22 protein-coding genes are annotated in these 22,259 nt (G+C 45.7%); 19 read left to right on the top strand and 3 right to left on the bottom strand.

What is annotated here, in order from left to right; translation table 11 throughout:
* The 9 genes from E5329_RS00390 to efp all read left to right on the top strand — a co-directional run bounded on the left by E5329_RS00390 (nucleotide 1) and on the right by efp (nucleotide 6,255).
* Nucleotides 1-999, top strand: a complete 999-nt coding sequence (locus E5329_RS00390) for a phosphate acyltransferase (RefSeq protein ID WP_135987602.1) — start codon at nucleotides 1-3, stop codon at nucleotides 997-999.
* Nucleotides 1,000-1,013: 14 nt separating this feature from the next.
* Nucleotides 1,014-2,123, top strand: a complete 1,110-nt coding sequence (gene buk / locus E5329_RS00385; protein WP_135987601.1) for a butyrate kinase — start codon at nucleotides 1,014-1,016, stop codon at nucleotides 2,121-2,123.
* Between the two features lie 24 nt (nucleotides 2,124-2,147).
* Entirely contained in the window at nucleotides 2,148-2,657 is a 510-nt protein-coding gene (locus tag E5329_RS00380; protein WP_135987600.1) for a DUF1097 domain-containing protein, read from the top strand.
* 92 nt (nucleotides 2,658-2,749) lie between these two features.
* Nucleotides 2,750-3,550, top strand: a complete 801-nt coding sequence (locus tag E5329_RS00375; protein ID WP_135987599.1) for an MBL fold metallo-hydrolase — start codon at nucleotides 2,750-2,752, stop codon at nucleotides 3,548-3,550.
* Entirely contained in the window at nucleotides 3,525-3,656 is a 132-nt protein-coding gene (locus E5329_RS30295; protein ID WP_275442877.1) for a hypothetical protein, read from the top strand. The genes E5329_RS00375 and E5329_RS30295 overlap by 26 nt, the downstream gene beginning before the upstream one ends.
* Before the next feature lie 320 nt (nucleotides 3,657-3,976).
* Nucleotides 3,977-4,429, top strand: coding sequence for a transcriptional regulator NrdR (nrdR, locus tag E5329_RS00365; protein WP_135987598.1), 453 nt, complete (start codon nucleotides 3,977-3,979; stop codon nucleotides 4,427-4,429).
* 116 nt (nucleotides 4,430-4,545) lie between these two features.
* Nucleotides 4,546-5,040: a YqeG family HAD IIIA-type phosphatase gene (locus tag E5329_RS00360; RefSeq protein ID WP_135987597.1), complete on the top strand. Its 495-nt coding sequence runs from the start codon at nucleotides 4,546-4,548 to the stop codon at nucleotides 5,038-5,040.
* A 34-nt stretch (nucleotides 5,041-5,074) separates the two neighbouring features.
* On the top strand, nucleotides 5,075-5,536 hold the full coding sequence (gene rpiB / locus E5329_RS00355; RefSeq protein WP_135987596.1) for a ribose 5-phosphate isomerase B: 462 nt from the start codon (nucleotides 5,075-5,077) through the stop codon (nucleotides 5,534-5,536).
* 161 nt (nucleotides 5,537-5,697) lie between these two features.
* Nucleotides 5,698-6,255, top strand: a complete 558-nt coding sequence (gene efp / locus E5329_RS00350) for an elongation factor P (protein WP_135987595.1) — start codon at nucleotides 5,698-5,700, stop codon at nucleotides 6,253-6,255.
* Nucleotides 6,256-6,505: 250 nt separating this feature from the next.
* On the opposite strand, the gene E5329_RS00345 is transcribed toward efp, so the two are convergent.
* Nucleotides 6,506-7,393 (bottom strand): helix-turn-helix domain-containing protein, encoded by an 888-nt coding sequence (locus E5329_RS00345; RefSeq protein ID WP_135987594.1) that lies wholly within the window; start codon nucleotides 7,391-7,393, stop codon nucleotides 6,506-6,508.
* A 239-nt stretch (nucleotides 7,394-7,632) separates the two neighbouring features.
* Here E5329_RS00345 and E5329_RS00340 point away from each other — a divergent pair, with 239 nt between their 5' ends.
* From E5329_RS00340 to galE, 3 genes are all read left to right on the top strand, one after another.
* Nucleotides 7,633-8,547, top strand: a complete 915-nt coding sequence (locus tag E5329_RS00340; protein ID WP_135987593.1) for a nucleotidyltransferase family protein — start codon at nucleotides 7,633-7,635, stop codon at nucleotides 8,545-8,547.
* Nucleotides 8,548-8,572: 25 nt separating this feature from the next.
* Nucleotides 8,573-9,670, top strand: a complete 1,098-nt coding sequence (locus tag E5329_RS00335; RefSeq protein ID WP_135987592.1) for a phosphotransferase enzyme family protein — start codon at nucleotides 8,573-8,575, stop codon at nucleotides 9,668-9,670.
* A gap of 243 nt (nucleotides 9,671-9,913) precedes the next feature.
* Nucleotides 9,914-10,930 carry a UDP-glucose 4-epimerase GalE gene (galE, locus tag E5329_RS00330; protein WP_135987591.1) on the top strand — a complete coding sequence of 339 codons (1,017 nt, stop codon included), beginning with the start codon at nucleotides 9,914-9,916 and terminating at the stop codon, nucleotides 10,928-10,930.
* A gap of 55 nt (nucleotides 10,931-10,985) precedes the next feature.
* On the opposite strand, the gene E5329_RS00325 is transcribed toward galE, so the two are convergent.
* Nucleotides 10,986-12,167, bottom strand: coding sequence for an HD-GYP domain-containing protein (locus tag E5329_RS00325; RefSeq protein WP_168356468.1), 1,182 nt, complete (start codon nucleotides 12,165-12,167; stop codon nucleotides 10,986-10,988).
* A 178-nt stretch (nucleotides 12,168-12,345) separates the two neighbouring features.
* On the opposite strand from E5329_RS00325, the gene E5329_RS00320 reads away from it, so the two are divergent.
* From E5329_RS00320 to gpmI, 7 genes are all read left to right on the top strand, one after another.
* Complete coding sequence (locus E5329_RS00320) at nucleotides 12,346-13,533, top strand: cell wall hydrolase (protein ID WP_168356467.1); 1,188 nt, start codon at nucleotides 12,346-12,348, stop codon at nucleotides 13,531-13,533.
* 376 nt (nucleotides 13,534-13,909) lie between these two features.
* Nucleotides 13,910-15,091: an acetyl-CoA C-acetyltransferase gene (locus E5329_RS00315; protein ID WP_135987588.1), complete on the top strand. Its 1,182-nt coding sequence runs from the start codon at nucleotides 13,910-13,912 to the stop codon at nucleotides 15,089-15,091.
* A gap of 152 nt (nucleotides 15,092-15,243) precedes the next feature.
* Nucleotides 15,244-16,083, top strand: a complete 840-nt coding sequence (locus tag E5329_RS00310) for a 3-hydroxyacyl-CoA dehydrogenase family protein (protein ID WP_135987587.1) — start codon at nucleotides 15,244-15,246, stop codon at nucleotides 16,081-16,083.
* Nucleotides 16,084-16,171: 88 nt separating this feature from the next.
* The gene (locus tag E5329_RS00305; RefSeq protein ID WP_135987586.1) at nucleotides 16,172-17,326 is read left to right on the top strand and encodes an acyl-CoA dehydrogenase; all 1,155 of its coding nucleotides are present in this window, start codon (nucleotides 16,172-16,174) and stop codon (nucleotides 17,324-17,326) included.
* Nucleotides 17,327-17,448: 122 nt separating this feature from the next.
* Nucleotides 17,449-18,234, top strand: coding sequence for an electron transfer flavoprotein subunit beta/FixA family protein (locus E5329_RS00300; protein ID WP_135987585.1), 786 nt, complete (start codon nucleotides 17,449-17,451; stop codon nucleotides 18,232-18,234).
* Nucleotides 18,235-18,314: 80 nt separating this feature from the next.
* A complete protein-coding gene (locus tag E5329_RS00295; protein ID WP_135987584.1) occupies nucleotides 18,315-19,361 on the top strand; it encodes an electron transfer flavoprotein subunit alpha/FixB family protein in 1,047 nt (348 codons plus the stop codon).
* 363 nt (nucleotides 19,362-19,724) lie between these two features.
* Complete coding sequence (gpmI, locus tag E5329_RS00290) at nucleotides 19,725-21,266, top strand: 2,3-bisphosphoglycerate-independent phosphoglycerate mutase (RefSeq protein WP_135987583.1); 1,542 nt, start codon at nucleotides 19,725-19,727, stop codon at nucleotides 21,264-21,266.
* Between the two features lie 115 nt (nucleotides 21,267-21,381).
* On the opposite strand, the gene E5329_RS00285 is transcribed toward gpmI, so the two are convergent.
* Nucleotides 21,382-21,723: a PilZ domain-containing protein gene (locus E5329_RS00285; RefSeq protein WP_135987582.1), complete on the bottom strand. Its 342-nt coding sequence runs from the start codon at nucleotides 21,721-21,723 to the stop codon at nucleotides 21,382-21,384.
* Nucleotides 21,724-22,259 lie beyond the last annotated feature (536 nt).

The following is a 22,259-nucleotide window of genomic DNA, read 5'->3' as shown; positions in this document are numbered from 1 at the left end:
ATGGGAGTATTGGATGAAATTTACCAAAAGGCCAAAGGGAACCCCAGAAAGGTTGCGTTTCCGGAAGCCATGAATGAAAAAATGATGCAGGCTGCCTATGAAACAGGGCGTGAAGGTTATATTATCCCTGTTCTTGTGGGAAACGGCGGTGAGATCAGAGAAGCGGCCAGGGAAAGAGGTTATGAGGAAAGTGTGTTTGAAATTGTGGATATCGGCGAAGAAGACCATAAGAAAAAGCTGATTGAAAAATACGTGGCCCTTCCCCAGACAATTTTAAAGGAAAAAGCTTTAAACCGGCGGATGCAGAATCCTTTATATTACGCCATGGTAATGCAGGCAGTGGAAGAAGTGGACGTAACCTTTGCGGGCATTGACAATACCACCGGGGATGTGCTTTTGGCGGGGCAGATGATCATTGGATTAAAAGAAGGCATCAGCACTGTTTCCAGTATCGGCTTGTGCGATATTCCGGGATTTGCGGGAAGCGAAGGGACGCTTCTTGCGGTGGGCGACAGCGCCGTGTGCACTAATCCGGATGCAAAGCAGCTGGCGGATATCGCAATTTCTGCCTGCGATACGGTCAAAGCCTTACTGGACTGGGAGCCCAGGTGCGCCATGGTCAGCTATTCCACCTTGGGAAGCGGCCAGGGGGAATTGATTGATAAAGTAGTTCAGGCGCTGGAGATTGCGAAAAAACAGCGGCCGGATCTTGCCATTGACGGAGAGTTTCAGTTTGACGCGGCAGTTTCGCCAGCGGTAGCGGAGAAAAAGGTGAAGCGGGAGAGCAAGGTGGCAGGCAAAGCGAATATCATAATCTGGCCGGATTTGAATGTGGGAAACGTTGGAGTGAAGCTGATTCAGCAGTTTGGGCATGCAGACGCTTACGGCCCTATGATGCAGGGATTCAACAAGGTGGTATGCGACTGTTCCAGAGGAGCTCCCGTTTCTGAAATCAAAGGAAATATTGTAATCAGCGCTGTGCGGGCGTCGGGAGAATGAAAAGGAGAAAATAAATGAAACAATATAAGGTTTTGGCGGTAAATCCCGGCTCTACTTCTACGAAAATCGCTTTATTTCAAGGGGAGAAATGCGTTTTTACAAAAAATGTATCCCATGACGCCGCAGAGCTTTCAAAATATCAGACGATTCCGGATCAGCTTCCTTACCGGAGGGATATGATCCTGGAACTTCTGAAGGAGGCGGGGATTTCACTGGAAGAGGTGGATGTGTTTGTGGGAAGAGGCGGCGGTCTTCTTGCCATGGAGGGAGGAACCTATGGAGTGTCGGAACTGATGCTGAAACATGCCAGGACATGCGCCAACGGCGTCATCCACCCGGCTGCCCTGGGTTCCCAGCTTGCCAATGAATTTGCCGTGAAGTATGGGAAACAGGCCATGGTAGTGAATCCGCCGGATGTGGATGAGCTTCAGGATCTGGCAAGGATGACAGGCATTCAGGGAGTGAACCGGATCATCCATTTGCACGCATTAAATTTAAAGGAAACGGCAATCAGACACAGCAAAAATGTGCTGAAAAAAGCTTATGAAAACTGCAATTATGTAGTATGCCATATTGGCGGAGGAATTTCCGTATCTGCCCACCGCCAGGGACGGATGGTGGACGGATATGACATTGTAGGCGGCGAAGGGCCTATGGCTCCTACAAGGTGCGGAAGCGTTTCGGCTGCAGATCTTTTGGAGTATATGGGGAAAAATCATCTGGATGCGGCAGAGATGAAGAAACTTTGTACCAGGACCGGCGGCTTTGTCAGCCATGTAGGAATTTCAGATGCAGTGGAACTGACTCAGCGGGTAAAGAAGGGGGATAAATATGCAGAAATGCTGTGGAATTCCATGATTTACCAGATTGAAAAATGCATTGGCGCTATGGCGGCGGTTCTCCATGGAAAGGTGGACGGAATACTGCTTGGCGGGGGCATGGTGCACAGTGATGATTTAGTGCGGCAGATAACGGAAAGCTGTTCCTTTCTTGCGCCGGTTACTGCTTACCCGGGAGAGTTTGAAATGGAAGCAATGGCTGCCGGGGCAGTCCGTGTGCTGAACGGGGAAGAAAGGTTAAAAGAATATACCGGGAAACCAGTATGGAGCGGTTTTTCGTGGTAGCCAGATGAAAGGAAGACAAGGCATATGGAGAAAAAACAAAAGAAAATAAATATGCTGACTCTGGCGTTGGGCATTGCCTTTATGCCGCCCATCTGGGCAGTGGCGGCGCCGTATCTGGGCGTTGACGTAGGCGCGGTTGCGCTGATATGCGCCGGCCTTTATGTGGCAAATGGAAATAAAAGAAAAGACGCATTAAAGATTACCGCAGGTTTTCTTGCCGGCGATGTATGGGCGGTAACTGCAATCTGGGTAATGGAAGTTCTGGCCCTGCATCCCAATCTGGAATTATATTTTACCCTGTTTCTTTTGGGCGGCGCTGCGGTTCTCATCGGAGAAACGTTTCCGGCAGTGTTTTATACCCCTGCCTGGCTCTGCGGATGGGCAATCGGACTTACCGTTATGGGGCCGATGAAACTTTCAGAACTGAGGACGCTCCCTATACAAATTGGAATTGCCATGGCGGCCGGAGTGTTTTATGTAGGCGTAGGCGTGGATGCTTTTCAGAAATTTTTAATTCGTAAAATAAAAAGGTGAGAAATCGGGGCTGCCCCAGGAAGGAATATGAGACGGGAAGGTGTTTTCTGCATTCATATTCCAGAATGCGGCAGTCCTTTTCTTGGGGACATATGATTAGGATCACAAAAGTATTAGAGAATGTGTATGTATTAAAGGATCAGGCAGGATGCTGTGCGAATCTGGTAGTGGGAGGTAAGAAGGCTCTTTTGTTTGATACCGGCTGCGGAATTGACCATATGGGGAAAGCGCTGAAAAGCGTGACAGAACTTCCTCTTTTGGTGATAAACAGCCATGGGCACTTTGACCATATAGGAGGAAACAGCCAGTTTGAGCGTGTGTATTTTCCAAAACCGGATTTTTCCATTTTAGAAAGCTATGATACGGAAACATTGAACCGCTGGATTCTGGATTTGGCCGGGAATGGCGCCCGGCCCTTTTTGGTTCCGCCAAAAGAATGGAAATGTATCATTCCTCTGGAATTTGAAAGCTTTGATCTTGGACGGATGGAGTGCCAAATAATTCCCCTGAAAGGGCATACGGCAGGTTCTGTTGGAGTATGGATTCCCTCGATGAAGCTGCTTTTGTCGGGAGACGCCTTAACTCCGGTGATGTGCTTGAATTTTCAGAATCATTTGTCAGGGCAGGAACAGTATGCCACTCTGGCACAGATTCAGAACCTGGAATTTGACAGTTATCTAACGTCTCATCATGACAGGTTATTTCCAAAATCACTGACCAAAAGGATGATGGAGTGCATAGAAAACAGCGTTGGAAAAAAGTTTCTCCGCTATCAGTATCCTTATCCGCCTTATGCAAAGGGGTGGATATACCTGGATTCTCTGGAGGAGGAACCTGTAGCGCTGATTCTGTCAGAAGAGGAGAAAAGTGGTTTCTGTATTGGCTCTGTTTAATACCTTTGGACGGATTCTGGCAGGAATGGCGTCGGATCGGATTGACTGTATCCAGACATTGCGGGCAGTATTCGTTGCTTCTGTTGCTGCCATGGGAATTCTCTAAATGAGCGGAAATGGCTCTGCTGGATTATTTTATGTGGGGATCTGTCTGGTGGGAATTTGTTTTGGCAGACAGGGGGTTACAGACAGGCTTTTTTGATTGCTCTGGGGTTTGCCGCTATCAGGCTGGCAATGTCATTCATGATTCGAAACTGGGAGTAAAGCTGCCTGCTGACGCTGGCTGTAGCAGGGGAATCTTGCAAATTTTGTTGACAATAAAAAAAAAGAAAGATATACTGAAAGAAATTATAAACTGCATGAGATTAAGGAAAAATACGGAAAGAAATGATAAATTGCAATAGATAAAATTGGGGAGGCGATATCATGAAATGTCCATATTGCAGCAGCGATAACACACGGGTCATAGATTCCAGGCCTGCGGATGACAATTATTCTATCCGCAGAAGAAGGCTTTGCGATGATTGCGGGAAGCGTTTTACTACTTATGAGAAAGTGGAGACAATTCCCTTAATTGTAATTAAGAAGGACAACAACCGGGAGCAGTATGACCGGGCAAAGGTGGAAGCGGGAATTCTCCGCGCCTGTCACAAGCGTCCGGTATCTGTGGATTTGATCAGCCAGTTGGTGGATACCGTGGAAGTGGACATTTTCAGCCGGGAGGAAAAAGAAATTTCCAGTTCGGAGATAGGGGAAATTGTGATGAACCGGCTTCAGGAGCTGGATCCGGTGGCGTATGTAAGATTTGCATCCGTTTACCGGGAATTTAAAGATGTCAATACCTTTATGGATGAGCTGAAGAAGATTTTGGACAATTAAGCAAGATTGGATTTTATTGTGAAAACCTTCGGCTTCCACAATAAGGATGGTCGTGGGACCTGCAAAACGCCAGGTTAAGTGAGACAGAAATTTATTGGCACAGGAGAAGTTACGGAATGTTAGAAAAATTTTATCCCAATGAATATTTGGATTCCGCATATCAGATAGAATTCGAGCGTTTGTTTCAGGAAGGGTATCGGGGAATTATCTTTGATGTGGACAATACCCTTGTACCTCACGGCGCACCGGCCGATGAGCCTGCAAAGAAATTATTTGCCCGGTTGAAGAAGCTGGGCTATCAGTGCTGCCTGTTGTCGAATAATAAGGAACCCAGGGTGAAAATGTTTAACGATGAGGTGCAGGTGCAGTATATTTTTAAGGCAGGCAAGCCGAAAGTTTCCGGTTATGAGCGGGCCATGGAATTGATGGGAACCAATAAGGACAATACCTTGTTTGTGGGAGATCAGATTTTTACAGATGTGTACGGGGCAAACCGGGCAGGCATCCGTACAATTTTGACGAAGCCCATTCACCCAAAGGAAGAGATTCAGATTGTATTAAAACGGTATCTGGAAAGAATTGTACTGTTTTTTTATCATAGGAAAAAATGAAATAGGGAAGGTTTGTTTGTAAAGGAGGAGCACCATGAAAATAGCAATTGGAAACGATCATTCCGCCATTGATTTGAAAAAAGAAATCATAAAGTTTGTGGAAGATCTGGGGCATGAAGTCATTAATTTTGGAGCGGACAGTACAGAAAGCTGCGATTATCCCGTTTATGGGGAGAAAGTAGGACGCGCTGTTGCAGCAGGGGAAGCACACTGCGGAATTCTGATTTGCGGAACAGGAGTGGGAATTTCCCTAGCCGCCAATAAGATTAAGGGAATCCGCTGCGGCGTTTGTTCCGATACTACCACCGCTCATTTGATCAAGGAGCATAATAAAGCAAATGTGATAGCTTTCGGAGCCAGAATCGTAGGGCCTGAGAAAGCAAAAGATATTGTGAAGGCTTATCTGGAAGCGGAATTTATGGGAGGAAGGCATCAGACGCGGGTAGACATGATTTCCGAAATAGAAGAAAGTGAAGGGGGACTCTGCAGCCGGTGACAGATGTCTTGTTTGAAGTTTTTTCGGTTAAGCCCGGCGGCAGGAGAATGTTTCGTGTGGATGAACAGGAAAAAAAGGTTGAAAAATCTGCCATTATAGTATAGAATGTAGAAAGCACATGGGCGGATTGCGCCCGAATGTAGTTTAAGGAGGAAAATCCAATGATTTCAGCAGGAGATTTTAGAAATGGTATTACGATTGAATTAGAAAATAATATTTTTCAGATTATTGAATTTCAGCATGTAAAACCGGGAAAAGGTGCAGCTTTTGTCAGAACAAAATTAAAAAATATCAAGAACGGCGGCGTAGTGGAGAAAACATTCCGTCCTACTGAGAAATGTCCTCAGGCGCGTATTGACAGAGCGGACATGCAGTACTTATATTCTGACGGCGATCTGTTTCATTTTATGGATGTTGAGACCTATGAACAGATTGCATTGGATTCCGCAGCCATTGGGGATGCGCTGAAGTTTGTCAAAGAGAATGAAATGGTAAAAATGTGCTCCCATAACGGCAGTGTGTTTGCCGTAGAGCCGCCATTGTTTGTGGAATTGAAAATTACCGAAACAGAGCCTGGATTTAAGGGAGACACTGCAACCGGAGCAACTAAGCCGGCAGTGGTGGAAACCGGAGCAACCGTATATGTTCCGCTGTTTGTGGAACAGGAAGACGTAATCAAAATCGACACAAGAACCGGAGAATACCTTTCAAGAGTTTAGGTTACCATGAGGAGGGACCCGGCGCAAAACGAAGAATGAATCGCAACAAAGAATGCCGGGAGGAGACCTGATGGTTACCATGAGGAGGGACCCGGCGCAAAACGAAGAATGAATCGCAACAAAGAATGCCGGGAGGAGACCTGATGGTTACCATGAGGAGGGACCCGGCGCAAAACGAAGAATGAATCGCAACAAAGAATGCCGGGAGGAGACCTGATGGTTCGTTTACCTCACAAACGCCGGAATGACACTATTTGGAAAAGGCCTGAATGGAAAGGGCGTATTCCGAAGGCGTCATTCCGGTTATTTTTTTGAATTGCCGGGAAAAATAGTGGATGGAATTATACCCCAGAAAGTCGGCAATCTGGGTGAAGTTCATATTTTTTTCCCGAATCAGCTCCTTTGCCCGGATAATTTTCATCCGGGAGAAATATTCAATAATGCCGCATCCGCATTTACTGCGGAACAGATTTTGCAGCTGGGAGACGCCAATCAGGTTGTCACGGCAGATTTGCTCCAGCGTGAGGGTTCCCGTTAAGCGGCTTTCCATATAAGCAATAATGTGCTGGAAGGTTTCGTCATCCTGTTTTAATTTGACGGATTTGCTCAGGCGGGCGTCAGAAGCAGGCTGACAGCTTTTGCGGTATAAAGAAATAAGAAAATGCTCTAAAGACAGCTGTATGATTTGTTCAGAGCCGGGGCGCTGGCCGGGGTTGCCGGAAAGCTGGCGTGTATAGGGATTGTCTAAAGGAGTCAGGAATGCATCTTTGGCCTCTGCAAGAATGGTTGCCAAAAGGTTGCGTTCCGCTTCACCCAAAGGCAAGATTTTATCTTCAAAAAAAGAGATGGCAGGGGAATGGCACACAAAAGAAACTACCACAAGATTGGGCGCAATGACCCCATTGGTAGCCACAGAATGAAACTGGCCGGGTTTGTGGAAAATAATGTTTCCTTTTTTCAGTCTGTGGGTTCTATGGTCTGCTGTGACTGTCACCTCACCCTTGTCTACACAGAGAAATTCCCAGAAATCATGGGATTCCCCGTCAAATATGAAATCCCTGCTGTATTCAAAATAGTGGATGGTAACGATTTGCGGGATTTCAAATAATTTTGTAAGAGGGTATTTGTAAAAGTCCATAGATTGTCCTTTCCGGCCTTTGCGCAGCAGCCGTTGAGTTGTATTTTGAATTGCAGGCGTTTTTTGAATTGCGTCTGCCTGAAATAGTATTCTGAAGCAGGAAGCGGCAATCGATCCAGGTATTTTATTTTAACATAAAATAGTGCAAAAAAGTAAAAATATTGTGCAAATACAGAATATTTTTTTTGTATTATCATGATAGACAACAGAAGAAATTAAAATCAGGAGGGTTTGAAATTATGAAGAAACCAGCATTGGTAATTATGGCAGCAGGTATGGGAAGCCGTTACGGCGGATTAAAACAGATTGATCCGGTGGACGCCCAGGGGCACATTATTATGGATTTCTCCATTTATGATGCGGTGGAAGCAGGCTTTGAAAAAGTAGTGTTTATCATAAAGAAGGCCAACGAAGCAGTGTTCCGGGAATCCATCGGCAATCGTGTTTCCGAGAAAATGCAGGTGGAATATGTGTTTCAGGAACTGGATAAAATACCTGCAGGCATACAGGCGCCGGAAGGCAGAGAAAAGCCCTTTGGAACAGGACACGCGATTTTGTGCTGCAAGGATGTGCTGGACGGTCCCTTTGCAGTGATTAACGCAGACGATTATTACGGAAAGCATGCTTACAAGGCAATTTACGATTATCTGACCAGCCATCAGGATGATGAAAAGTACCGTTACGCCATGGTGGGATATGATTTGAAAAATACCTTAACGGAAAACGGTCATGTGGCAAGGGGAGTCTGTGAGACAGACCCAGAAGGGTTTCTGACGGAAATCTGTGAGCGGACCCATATTGAGAAGCGGGGCGATCAGGCGGTGTATACCGAAGATGACGGCGCTACCTGGACAGAGATTTCCATGGACAGCACAGTTTCCATGAATATCTGGGGATTTTCCGAAAGTATTTTAAAAGAACTGGAACTGGGATTTGAGACTTTCCTGAAGGAAGAGCTGCCCAACAACCCATTGAAAGCAGAATATTATCTGCCTATGGCAGTGGGAAGCCTGCTCAGGGAAGGGAAGGCAAGCGTACAGGTGCTGAATTCCAGGGATCAGTGGTTTGGCGTTACTTATAAAGAAGATAAAGAAATGGTGGTAAACGCTATTGCAGAATTGAAGAAGAAAGGGTTGTATCCGGAAGAATTTTAAGAATTTCGAAAAAAAGGAGAAGGAAATGCAGGAACAGGCAAAAGAAGCGGTTAGTCACTTTGAATTGGAGGGAATTAGAGGGGAAGTGCGTCCTTTTGGCAGCGGACACATTAACGATACTTTTCTGGTGGAGGGAGAAAAAAAAGCCGTTTTGCAGCGGATGAACCGGAGTATTTTTTCAAGTCCCGAGGAAGTGATGGAAAATATTGTGGGCGTCACAGAATTTTTAAAAAAGAAAATCGCGGAAAACGGCGGAGACGTTATGCGGGAAACACTGACGGTGATTCCCGCCAGAGACGGGAAATCTTATTACCTGGATTCCCGGGGAGAGTATTGGCGTATGTATTATCTGATTGAAAACGCCATAAGCTATGACAGGGTGGAACGGGAGGAGGATTTTTATGAAAGCGCGCTGTCTTTTGGGAATTTTCAGCAGCTTCTGGCAGATTATCCGGCAGAAACCCTTCATGAGACAATTCCCGGATTCCATGATACGAAAGCCCGGTATGAGGCGTTTTTGAAAGCGGTGGATGAAGATGTCTGCGGCAGGGCAAAAAATGCGGCGAAGGAAATTGAATTTTTCCGCGCCAGAAAAGAGACGGCTTGTGTGCTGGGCGATATGCTGGCGGCAGCGAAAGTGCCTCTTAGGGTAACTCATAATGATACCAAGCTGAATAACATCATGATAGACGAAGATACCAGAAAGGGGATTTGCGTGATAGACCTGGATACCGTGATGCCGGGGCTTGCGGTCAATGATTTCGGAGACGCAATCCGGTTTGGCGCCAGCACCGGAGAAGAAGACGAGCGGGATTTGTCGAAAGTAAGCTGTGATTTAAGATTGTTTCGTATCTATACGGAAGGATTTTTGAAAGGCTGCAAAGGAAATCTCACCGATATGGAAATTGCCATGCTTCCTATGGGGGCAAAGGTGATGACTTATGAAAACGGAATCCGTTTCCTGACCGATTACCTGAAAGGAGACGTGTATTTCAAAATACACCGGGAAGGGCACAATCTGGATCGGTGCCGCACACAGATGAAGCTGATGGCGGATATGGAAGAGAAATGGGAACAGTTGAAGGAAATTGTCAGAGAAATCAGTGGAATCAGCTTTGAGTAAAACAAGTATCAGCGGGAGAAAGCTGCTGCGATTCACAGCTGCGGCGATGACGAAAGTTGTGGTTCATATCTTAAGCTGTTGTAAAAGATAAAGTTTTACTAAAAATATAGTAAAATAAATTTAGTATTTACTAAAATATTGGATTGTGCTATACTTTGTCATGAAGAGAGAAGGGCGTTCTCTCCGGGATGCAATGCAATTTTTGCACAATGGTGTGCAGACTATGGACAGGAGGTAATCATTATGGCAATTTTAGTAACAGGCGGAGCAGGCTATATTGGAAGCCACACCTGCATCGAGTTAATTCATGCAGGCTATGATGTGGTAGTTGTGGATAATTTGGTAAATTCCAGTGAAGAAGCGGTTAAAAGAGTGGAAAAAATTACTGGAGCCAAGGTGCCTTTCTACCAGGTGGATATTTTAGATGCGCCGGCCTTAAGCCAGGTTTTTGACAAGGAAAAAATTGACAGCGTCATTCATTTTGCAGGGCTGAAGGCGGTAGGGGAATCCGTACAGAAGCCGTTGGAATATTATCATAACAATATTACCGGAACATTGATTTTGTGCGATGTGATGCGCAAGCATGGAGTGAAAAATATCATTTTCTCCTCTTCCGCAACGGTTTACGGCGATCCGGCAATCATCCCCATTACAGAGGAATGCCCCAAAGGGCAGATTACCAATCCTTATGGGCAGACAAAGGGAATGCTGGAGCAGATTCTGACGGATTTCCATGTGGCAGATCCGGAGTGGAATGTGGTGTTGCTTCGTTACTTTAACCCCATCGGAGCTCATGAAAGCGGAATTATCGGCGAAGACCCCAAGGGAATTCCGAATAACCTGGTGCCCTACATTGCACAGGTTGCAGTGGGCAAATTAAAATGTCTTGGAGTGTTTGGAGATGACTACGACACGCCGGACGGAACAGGAGTGCGTGATTACATTCATGTGGTTGACCTGGCAAAAGGCCATGTGAAGGCTTTGAAGAAGATTGAGGATAAGTCCGGCGTGAATATTTACAATCTTGGAACCGGAAACGGATACAGTGTGCTGGATGTGGTCAAGGCTTATGAGAAAGCCTGCGGCAAGCCGATTCCCTATGAAATCAAGCCGAGAAGGGCCGGAGATATTGCCACCTGCTATTCCGATGCGTCCAAAGCGAAGAAAGAACTGGACTGGGAGGCTGAGTTTGGCATTGACCGGATGTGCGAAGATTCCTGGAGATGGCAGAGCATGAATCCGGATGGATACCGCAGCTAATAGAAAGGGGCTGTCATTTCCCGACAGCCCCTTTCCTGTGCTTTCCAACGGTATCTTACAAAACCCTTCCTGCGGCCACCAGCTTGCTCCGCTTCTCCTGGTACCGTTTGGCAGTTTCCTTGGTGTGGGGATCGCTGGCATATTTCTTCAGAGTCTCCTGATCCACTTTCAGCCGCAGATCCATGGTTTTCATCACATCTGAAATGTGCATGGTTTTCTGGAATCTGGCGTCGGTAAAGTCAATGCGCTGGTTATCGGAGAAAAGAATTACTACAGGCTGTGCATAATTCTTGTCATTTTCTTCAATGATAATGCCTTTCTGTCCATTGGAAAAGTCCACGCAGCATCCGCCGGGCAAGATATGGATGCACTGGGTAAGGGCTGTAACAAAAGGCGCAGGGTAGTAATCCGGATGTTCTCTGAGGAAGCGTACCGCACGGATTTCAGAAACTGGTTCTTTGTCCAGGTTCATGGAAGTCAGTTCATCAAACATGCTTGCTACATGAAGCACGTGGGTGCCGTTTCTCCAGCGAATATTTTTCTGAAGAGGGATTTTCACATTGTGCTCTAGCCGGGTCAACTGCCCCACAAGCTGAAGGGTAAGCTCCGGCAGCCTGTAGTCGTTGTAATCTGGGTGCAGAAGCTGGTATCCCTTTTCCAGATAGCCCCGGATCAGCCGCCGCTCGTCCGGTGACAGGAGGGCGTCGCCTTTTTCCATAATTTCATCAGGAACCAACAGCAGTCCCATATCATGAAGCAGAGCCGCGCATACAATGGCAAGCTGCTCCCCGTAAGAATAGTGCAGTCTGTGAACCATCATTGCAGATAAAATAGCAGTGTTCAGGCAGTGCTTGTATACATAATCGCCGTTGCTGCGCAGATTTTTTGCAAAATTGATTTTATGGTCCAAAGAACCGAAATCTCTGAGGATTGTCTGGGCCAGTCCTGTAAGGTTCTGGGGCGCCATATCGTTCGTAAGCAGGGCAAGATCGTCTTTCAGACGGAAGGTGGAGACGGTCAGAAACCGTTCCAGTTCAATGTCCTCATCGCTTAGAGGGGGCACTGGCTCCGCCGGCTCTAAAATATAGACCCCCCAAAGACCAAAATTTTCTATATTTGCGATTCCCTGACGGGTGAGCCGGGTATCCCGTTCTAAAAGCATAACTCCCTTTTTATTGTAAATAGGCCGGGCAAGACGCATGCCAGGCTTTAAATGGTTGATTTTTACATATTGCACGAAAACACCTCCAAATCCTGTTGCCATTCTGTCATTGTATTTTATATCGGATAAAATATGCAATTGGCAAAGACTGTCAGCAGATAAAATTATTTCAGGAATTGCTTTGCGGCCGCCAGTGTGATAGAATTTTAACAGCGGTTCACAAAGGAGCAGGATGGAGATACTGGAGGATACCATGAAGAGAACAGGAAAAGCCCTGGCATTAATTTTCCTTTTGTGTTGTTTATCCAATCTGGTGGTTTTTGCAACTCAGGGGAAAATAAATGAAGTCCAGGAAGGGATCAAAGACCTGGAGCAACAGAAGAAAGAAGCAGAAAATCAGGCCAACAGCCTGTCTGGCAAGGCAGGAAGTCTGGAAGGAGATCTGAAGGAGTTCAACAGCAGTCTGGAGGATGCGGCCGCCAGGCTGAATGAGACGGAAGAGCAGCTCACAAGCACCAGAAACAGCCTGGAGGAAACCAGGATTGCGCTGGAAGGAGCCAGAATTAGAGAACAGGAGCAGTATGAGGCCATGAAAAAAAGAATCCGGTTCATGTATGAAATGGACATGGAAGGAATGGTGGAAGTGCTGCTGAGCGCGGAGAATTTTGCAGATTTTCTGAATAAAGGAGAATATATCGTAAATATTCATAACTACGATCGGAAAATGCTGGAAGAATACCGTGCAACGAAAGAGGAAATTGCAGGAAAAGAACAGGAGCTGGAATCGCAGGAACAGCAGCTGGCAGAATTGCAGCTGCAGCAGGAAGAAAAAAAGCAGGAGCTGGCAGTTCTTGTAGACAGCACTTCCGAGAAGCTGAGCGCTGCCAGAAAACAGCTTGCAGAAGCCCAGGCAGATGTAAAAGCCTATGAAGCGGAAATTGAACGGCAGAAGGCTTATGAGGAGGAGCTGGAAGCCCAGAAAGCAGCCGAGGATGCAAAAAGGCTGGCAGAAATCAGAAAACAGGAAGAGGAAATCAAGAAGCAAGAAGAAGTCAAACAGAACCAGAACAGTTCCACAGGCAGCGGGACGGTTACGCCCAGCAGCGACGCTTCTGATATTTCACTTCTGGCAGCGTTGATTCAGTGCGAAGCAGGAGGGGAAAGCTATGAAGGAAAGCTGGCGGTGGGAAGCGTTGTGATGAACCGGGTGAGAAGCTCCTATTTTCCCAATACGGTGGCGGGAGTCATCTATCAGGGCGGACAATTTTCCCCTGTGGCAAGCGGGCGGTTTGCTTCTGTGCTGGCAAAAGGGGCCAATCAGAGCTGCACCCAGGCGGCAGGAGAAGTTCTCGGCGGAAACATTACAATTAGTTGTCTGTATTTCAGGAGGAATGACGGAACCATTCCCGGCACTGTCATCGGCAATCATGTTTTTTATTAATACATAGCGGAAACAGCAGAAGATGAGGAAAAGGCAGTTTTTGTATAATATTTACAAAAAACAGCCTTTTTTCTGGGAAAAAGGCTGGAAAGAATGATAAAAATATAACAAAGATAGACAAAAGGACAGAGGGAGAGCGGGGGCAAGATAATTCTTGCAATTTACGTAAAAATATGCTAGGATACTTTTATCGACGGAGAAAACACAGGAAAAACGGGAATCATCGGAAGCGCCCTGCAGGTATGGAAGCCTGGAAGAGGTCCACAGCCTGTTTTCCTTTTTTTGGCAAAAGATTGTTAAAAAAATAACATGAATTTTGGTGATTTTGTCAAAAAGTTTTCGCGATACACTATATTTAAAGAAGGAGACGAAGAAAATGGCAAAGAAAGTTGTTTTGGCAGGCGCATGCCGTACTGCAATCGGAACTATGGGAGGAGCTTTAAGCACAACTCCGGCACCGGTATTGGGATCTATCGTAATTAAGGAAGCATTAAGCAGGGCAGGCGTTCCGGCTGAACAGGTGGATCATGTGTATATGGGTTGTGTTATCCAGGCTGGTTTAGGACAGAACGTGGCACGTCAGGCGTCCATCAACGCTGGTTTGCCAATTGAGACGCCAGCAGTTACCGTTAACGTAGTTTGCGGTTCCGGTTTGAACTGTGTAAATATGGCTGCTCAGATGATTCAGGCAGGCGATGCTGATATCGTTGTAGCAGGCGGTATGGAAAATATGTCTATGGCTCCTTATGCAGCTATGCAGGGACGTTACGGATACAGAATGAACAATGCTACTTTGGTGGATACCATGGTAAATGATGCATTGTGGGATGCATTCAACCAGTATCATATGGGAATCACAGCTGAAAACGTAGCAGAGCAGTGGGGACTGACCAGAGAGCAGTTAGACGAGTTCGCTGCAGCTTCACAGCAGAAATGCGAACAGGCAATTAACGACGGCAAGTTCAAAGATGAAATCGTTCCTGTAGAAGTAAAACAGAAAAAGAAAACAGTTATTGTAGATACAGACGAAGGCCCGCGTCCTGGAACAACTAAGGAAGGCATCTCTAAGCTGCGTCCTGCATTCAAACCAGACGGAATCGTTACAGCGGCAAATGCTTCCGGTATCAATGACGGTGCAGCGGCAGTTGTTGTTATGAGCGAAGAAAAAGCAAAAGAATTAGGCGTGAAGCCTATGGCTTCTTTCGTAGCAGGAGCTCTCGGCGGCGTAGATCCTTCCATTATGGGAGTAGGCCCGGTTGCTTCCACAAAGAAAGTATTTGAAAAGACAGGTTTAACCATTGACGATATGGATCTGGTAGAGGCAAACGAAGCATTCGCAGCTCAGTCTCTGGCAGTGGCTCACGATCTGAACTTTGATATGAGCAAAGTAAATGTAAACGGAGGCGCAATCGCTCTTGGACATCCTGTTGGAGCCAGCGGATGCCGTATTCTTGTTACATTGTTACATGAGATGCAGAGAAGAGACGCTAAGAAGGGTCTTGCAACTCTGTGCATCGGCGGCGGTATGGGATGCTCTACCATCGTTGAGAGAGACTAATATAGAATCAAGCCGTTCCTGCCCTGGGGCAGGCGGCATGAATTCATACCATTACGGAGGTTAAGGCTTCTGTAACATCCGGAAATAAGAAAGCTAATGGGGCGCCGGGGCCAGTCCCCGGTATCCCATAGAATAATTTAAGGAGGACTATCATGAAAGTTGGCGTTATTGGAGCAGGAACCATGGGTTCCGGAATTGCACAGGCATTTGCACAGACAGAAGGATATGAAGTATGCCTCTGCGATATTAATGACGAATTTGCGGCAAACGGCAAGAACAAAATTGCAAAAGGATTTGAGAAGAGAGTTGCAAAGGGCAAAATGGATCAGGCAAAAGCGGATGCAATCCTGGCTAAAATTACCACAGGCACAAAGGAAATCTGCGGTGACTGCGATTTGATCGTAGAAGCAGCATTGGAAGTAATGGACATTAAGAAACAGACTTTCAAAGAGCTGCAGGATATCGTAAAGAAAGACTGCATGTTTGCAACTAACACATCTTCCCTTTCCATCACAGAGATTGGCGCAGGACTTGACAGACCGGTCATTGGTATGCATTTCTTTAACCCGGCTCCGGTTATGAAGCTGATTGAGGTTATCAAAGGTGAGAACACGCCGGACGATATGAAAGACAAAATCGTTAAAATTTCTGAAGAAATCGGCAAAACTCCAGTAGAAGTAAATGAAGCTGCAGGTTTTGTTGTAAACAGAATCTTAATTCCGATGATCAATGAAGCGGTTGGAATCTATGCAGACGGCGTTGCTTCTGTAGAAGGCATTGACACTGCTATGAAGTTAGGCGCAAACCATCCGATGGGACCTCTGGCTTTGGGAGATTTGGTTGGTCTTGATATTTGCCTTGCAATCATGAATGTATTGTATGACGAAACAGGAGATCCGAAATACCGTCCGCATCCATTGTTAAAGAAAATGGTTCGTGCAGGCAAGCTGGGACAGAAGACCGGAATCGGTTTCTATGACTACAGCAAATAATACATAAATATAATGAAGCGTGGCCGGGCAGCCAGTCTGCAAGGCCATGCTGTATTGAAAATAAAAGAAAGTTTGGAGGAAAAGTATCATGGATTTTTCTTTAGATAAAAAACATGAAATGGCGAGAACTCTGTTCAGAGAGTTTGCTGAAAATGAAGTAAAGCCTCTTGCTCAGGAAGTTGACGAAACAGAAAAATTCCCAAGAGGAACCGTAGAAAAAATGCAGAAAATAGGATTCATGGGTATTCCTATTCCGAAGGAGTACGGCGGACAGGGATGTGACCCTCTTACCTACATTATGTGTGTAGAGGAATTATCCAAGGTTTGCGGCACTACCGGCGTTATCGTATCCGCACACACTTCCCTTTGCTGTGACCCTATCATGACATACGGCAATGAGGAACAGAAGCAGAAATATCTTGCACCGCTTGCAAGAGGAGAGAAACTGGGCGCATTTGCCCTGACAGAGCCAGGTGCAGGCACCGACGCACAGGGATGCCAGACCAAGGCAGTGTTGGACGGTGATCAATGGGTATTAAACGGCTCCAAATGCTTTATTACAAATGGTAAGGAAGCTGATATCTATATTGTAATTGCAATTACAAGCGTAGTGGAAGATAAGAGAGGAAGGAAGAAAAAGAATTTCTCCACCTTTATCGTAGAGAAAGGAACTCCAGGCTTCTCCTTTGGAACCAAGGAAAAGAAAATGGGTATCCGCGGCTCTGCTACATATGAATTGATTTTTGAAGACTGCAGAATCCCCAAAGAGAATCTGTTAGGGCCGGAAGGCAAAGGTTTCCCAATTGCGATGCATACATTAGACGGCGGACGTATCGGTATTGCAGCTCAGGCTCTTGGTATCGCAGAAGGCGCATTGGAGGCAACTGTTGCTTATACAAAAGAAAGAAAACAGTTCGGACGTTCCATCGCTGCACAGCAGAACACTCAGTTCCAGTTAGCAGATATGGCAGCTAAGATTGAAGCGGCTCAGCTTCTGGTTTACAAAGCAGCTATGGCAAAAGCAACACAGAAGGTTTATTCTGTTGAAGCAGCTAAGGCTAAATTATTTGCAGCAGAGGTTGCTATGGATGTAACCACCAGATGCGTTCAGCTCTTCGGCGGATACGGATACATCAGAGAATACGATGTAGAGCGTATGATGCGTGATGCTAAGATCACAGAGATTTATGAAGGAACTTCTGAAGTTCAGCGTATGGTTATTTCCGGCGCATTGCTGAAATAAATTATTATTCAGCGCTTACAAAATCATTGATCTCAATATGCCAGTGACGGGCAAAACGGTTATCTATGTGATGGAAGCCGGGAGTTTTCGCCACAAAAATAAAACATAAGGAGTGAATTACCGTGAAAATCGTTGTATGTATAAAACAGGTACCAGATACCAAAGGCGGAGTGAAATTCAATCCAGACGGTACTCTGGACAGAGGCGCAATGCTTACTATTATGAATCCGGACGACAAAGCCGGGTTAGAAGCAGCCCTTAGATTAAAAGAACAGTATGGTGCAGAAGTAACTGTACTTACCATGGGACTTCCCAAAGCAGACGAAGTTCTCCGTGAAGCAATGGCAATGGGTGCAGACAAGGGCATCCTTGTAACAGACAGAGTATTAGGAGGAGCAGACACATGGGCTACTTCTACTACAATTGCAGGAGCAATCCGGAATCTGGAATATGATTTGATTATTACCGGACGTCAGGCAATCGACGGCGATACCGCACAGGTTGGACCTCAGATTTCTGAGCACCTGAATATTCCAGTTATTTCCTATGCGCAGGAAATCAAGATTGATGGGGACTATGTAGTAGTTCAGCGTCAGTATGAAGATAGATATCATGAATTAAAGGCAAAAATGCCATGTTTAGTTACCGCTCTTTCCGAGTTAAACGAGCCGCGTTATATGACGCCGGGCGGAATCTTTGACGCTTACGACAAAGAAGTAACTGTATGGGGCAGGGCAGATTTGAAGGATGTAGATGATTCTGACCTTGGATTAAAAGGCTCACCTACGAAGATTGCAAAGGCATCTGATAAAGTGAAAAAAGGTGCCGGAGAAAAAGTGGTTCCCGATACGCCCGAAGATGCAGTTGCCTATATTACAGGTAAATTGAAAGAGAAACACGTAATCTAAAGAAAAGTTCAGAAAGCTCACGAAAGAGCGAATCAGATGGATTGCGAATATCCGTAAAAATAAGGAAAGTGGTGAAAATAATGGGTTTAGAAGCATATAAAGGAGTATATGTCTTTGCACAGCAGGTAGACAATGTATTAAGCGGAATTGCTTTTGAATTACTGGGCAAAGCGAAAGACTTGGCAAAAGATTTAAGCACAGATGTAACAGCAGTATTGATTGGTTCCGGAGTAAAAGATTTGGCAGATCAGCTGGCAGAGTACGGTGCAGATAAAGTCATCGTTGTAGATGATCCGGAATTGAAAGAGTACAGAACAGAGCCTTATACACATGCCCTTGCATCTGTCATCAATGAGTATAAACCGGAAATTATGTTAGTAGGCGCTACTGCAATCGGACGTGACCTTGGTCCCCGTGTGTCCGCAAGGGTGAAGACTGGTCTTACTGCAGACTGTACCGTATTGGAAATCGGTGATTTCCCATTGAATCCGGTTCCGGGAAAAGAAAATGAGCAGAAGCACAATCAGCTGCTTATGACCCGTCCTGCATTTGGCGGCAACACAATTGCTACTATCGCATGCCCGGACAACCGTCCTCAGATGGCAACCGTGCGTCCCGGCGTTATGCAGAAAATTGATCCGATTAAGGGTGCAAAAGCTAATGTAGTTGAGTACAATCCAGGATTTACTCCCAATGACAAATACGTTGAAATCCTTAACGTGGTAAAAGCTGTAAAAGAAACAGAAGATATCATGGAAGCAAAGATTCTGGTTTCCGGCGGACGCGGAGTTGGAAGCGCAGAGAACTTCAAGATGCTGCAGGATTTGGCAGACGTGATCGGCGGAACCGTAAGCTGCTCCCGTGCAGTAGTGGAAAATGGATGGAAGCCGGTAGATTTACAGGTAGGCCAGACTGGTAAGACAGTTCGTCCGAATGTATACTTTGCAATCGGTATTTCCGGAGCAATCCAGCACGTGGCAGGTATGGAAGAAGCAGATATCATCATTGCAATCAACAAAGATGAGGACGCTCCGATCTTTGATGTAGCTGACTATGGCGTGGTTGGAGACTTACATAAAGTTGTTCCGGCTTTGACAGAAGCTTTGAAAGCTGAAATGACGAAATAAGCAGATAAGTCATGAAACTCTGTGTGGTTTCCGGCGGTGAATCTTCATTGCCGGAAGCCACATTTTTTTCGATTATGAATGTTTATTGCCGGTAACCACATTTTTTCGGTTGTGCCAGCAGGATGATGTTGGAGAATTCATGAAATTAATTGTATTTTTCCTTCCGGTTGTGTTATAATTTGCCTTGAGGAGGGACCCGGCGCAAAACTAGAAATAATCAAAACAAAGAGCCCGGGAGGAGCCCTGAAGGCCTTGCCTTGAGGAGGGACCCGGCGCAAAACTAGAAATATCAAAACAAAGAGGCCGGGAGGAGCCCTGAAATGAAATATCATTTTAAAGAGAGAAAGGGAGATGGAAAATCTTATGAGCAAAAAACCAGCAGTATTAATGATTTTGGATGGATTTGGATTAAATGAAAAGCATGAGGCAAATGCAGTGTATGAGGCGAATACCCCCAACATTGACGGCTTGATGAAAGATTATCCTTTCGTCAGAGGCTATGCCAGCGGGCTTTCGGTAGGATTGCCGGACGGACAGATGGGTAATTCCGAAGTAGGCCATTTGAATATGGGTGCAGGAAGAATTGTGTATCAGGAATTAACCAGAATCAGCAAGGAAATCGTAGATGGAGATTTCTTTAAAAATGAAGCGCTGCTTAAGGGAATGCAGAATGTAAAAGACAATGACTCTGCCCTGCATTTGTACGGTCTGCTGTCAGACGGCGGCGTACACAGCCATAATACGCATTTATACGGATTGCTGGAAATGGCAAAGCGGGAAGGCGTTGAGAAAGTATATGTGCATTGCTTCCTGGATGGCCGTGACACCTCTCCAACCTCCGGAAAAGGATTTATGGAAGCCCTGGAAAGCAAAATGCAGGAAATCGGCGTGGGACAGATTGCAACGGTAATGGGCCGTTATTATGTAATGGACCGTGACAACCGTTGGGATAGAGTGGAAATTGCTTATAAAGCTCTAGCTTACGGGGAAGGAAAACGTGCGGCCAATGCAGTGGAGGCGGTGGCTGCGTCTTATGCAGAAGATGTGACGGATGAATTTGTAGTTCCAACAGTAGTGGAAAAAGACGGTAAACCGGTTGCAACGATCGAAGATAAGGACAGCATTATTTTCTTCAATTTCCGCCCGGATCGTGCAAGAGAGATTACCAGAACTTTCTGCATGGATGAGTTTGACGGATTTGACCGGGGCCCCAGGAGACAGGTGACCTATATCTGCTTTACGGAGTATGATGTGACAATTCCCAATAAGACTGTGGCGTTCCATAAAGTGGAGCTGACCAATACTTTTGGGCAGTTTTTGGCAGACCATGGCAAGACCCAGGCAAGGATTGCGGAAACAGAGAAATACGCCCATGTTACCTTCTTTTTTAACGGCGGCGTAGAAGAACCGAATGCAGGAGAAGACAGGATTCTTGTGAATTCCCCCAAGGTGGCAACCTATGACCTGAAGCCGGAAATGAGCGCTTATGAAGTATGTGACAAGTTGGTGGAAGCCATTAAGTCAGACAAATATGATGTGATCATTATTAACTTTGCAAATCCGGATATGGTAGGCCATACTGGTGTGGAAGCGGCAGCTATCAAGGCAGTGGAAGCAGTAGACGCCTGCGTGGGCAAGGCAGTGGAAGCATTGAAGGAAGTGGACGGCGTAATGTTCCTATGCGCAGACCATGGAAATGCAGAGCAGTTGATTGACTATAACACCGGGGAAAGCTTTACGGCCCATACGATTAATCCAGTGCCCTTTATCCTCATCAATTATGATGACAGCTACACGCTGCGGGAGGGCGGCTGCCTGGCAGATATTGCTCCAACCTTGATCGAAATTATGGGTATGGAACAGCCAGAAGAAATGACAGGAAAATCCCTGTTGGTAAAGCGGTAAGAACGGGTGCAGAGAGTTCTGCGAGAAGAAAATATTCTGTAAAGTAAAAGGCTATCACAGAGAACAGGAGCAGTCCGTCTCCGGCGGACGCTTCCGTGCGGTGATAGCCTTTTCATTATAAGGTTTTGATATACTTCCGAATCGAAGTACGGAAAGAATCTTCCAATTCAATAAATTCACATACATATGCATATCGGTTATGTTCCACTGCGGAACAGTGGACAATCTTCAATGTAACCAAAAATCCTGGTATTGTCCCAAGAGTAAGGCAGGCGTGGAATTGGTATTGGGGTGGAAGGATACTCTCTGAAATGAATCCAACGCCATGCTCAGAAATATGAATCAGCACAAGGGAGACTTCCAAATGATGGATGCCGGAGACATCCTGTCTGTACAGATCACAAATGTGAAGTTGAACATCACTGGGAATTCGTTGGCTTCTGCGTTTTTCCAGCATGGTTGATTTAACCTCCTTTGTAAAATTTGTAACCAGAGCATTTTCAAAAGAACTCTGGTATTTTGGTACTAGTCTATCACGGAGAAGAAAATATGGCAAGAGGTTTTTCGGAATTTGGAGTAAATAGTTATTTATTGAAAAATAGTAGAATTACTCCAAAGGTTTACAATCCATTTACAGATTAAAAAGGTATGGTATAATATTGGTTGAAAAAAGAGGGCAGGTTTACCCTGCATATTCAACGGAGGTGCCGCATGGATTTAAAACGGGACAAATATCTAGCAAAGAAGAAAAGAAGCAGATGGAAATAGATTTTATTGCCAATCTTGGCAGCAGGCGTTATTATATACAATCTGCGTTCAGCATGCCACGGAGGAAAAAAGACTTCAGGAGAAAGTGCCCCTTGCCAGTGTAAATGACTTTTTTTAGAAGATTATTCTTGTGAAAGATGTTGTCAATGTCACAAGAGATGAAGTTGGAATTACCACAATGAGTATTTATGATTTTCTTTTGAAAGAAAACAGCCTGGAGTTGTA

Origin of the sequence: Petralouisia muris (assembly GCF_004793545.1) — a bacterium.
Taxonomy (GTDB): domain Bacteria; phylum Bacillota; class Clostridia; order Lachnospirales; family Lachnospiraceae; genus Petralouisia; species Petralouisia muris.
This window is presented reverse-complemented; position numbering and strand designations above follow the sequence as displayed.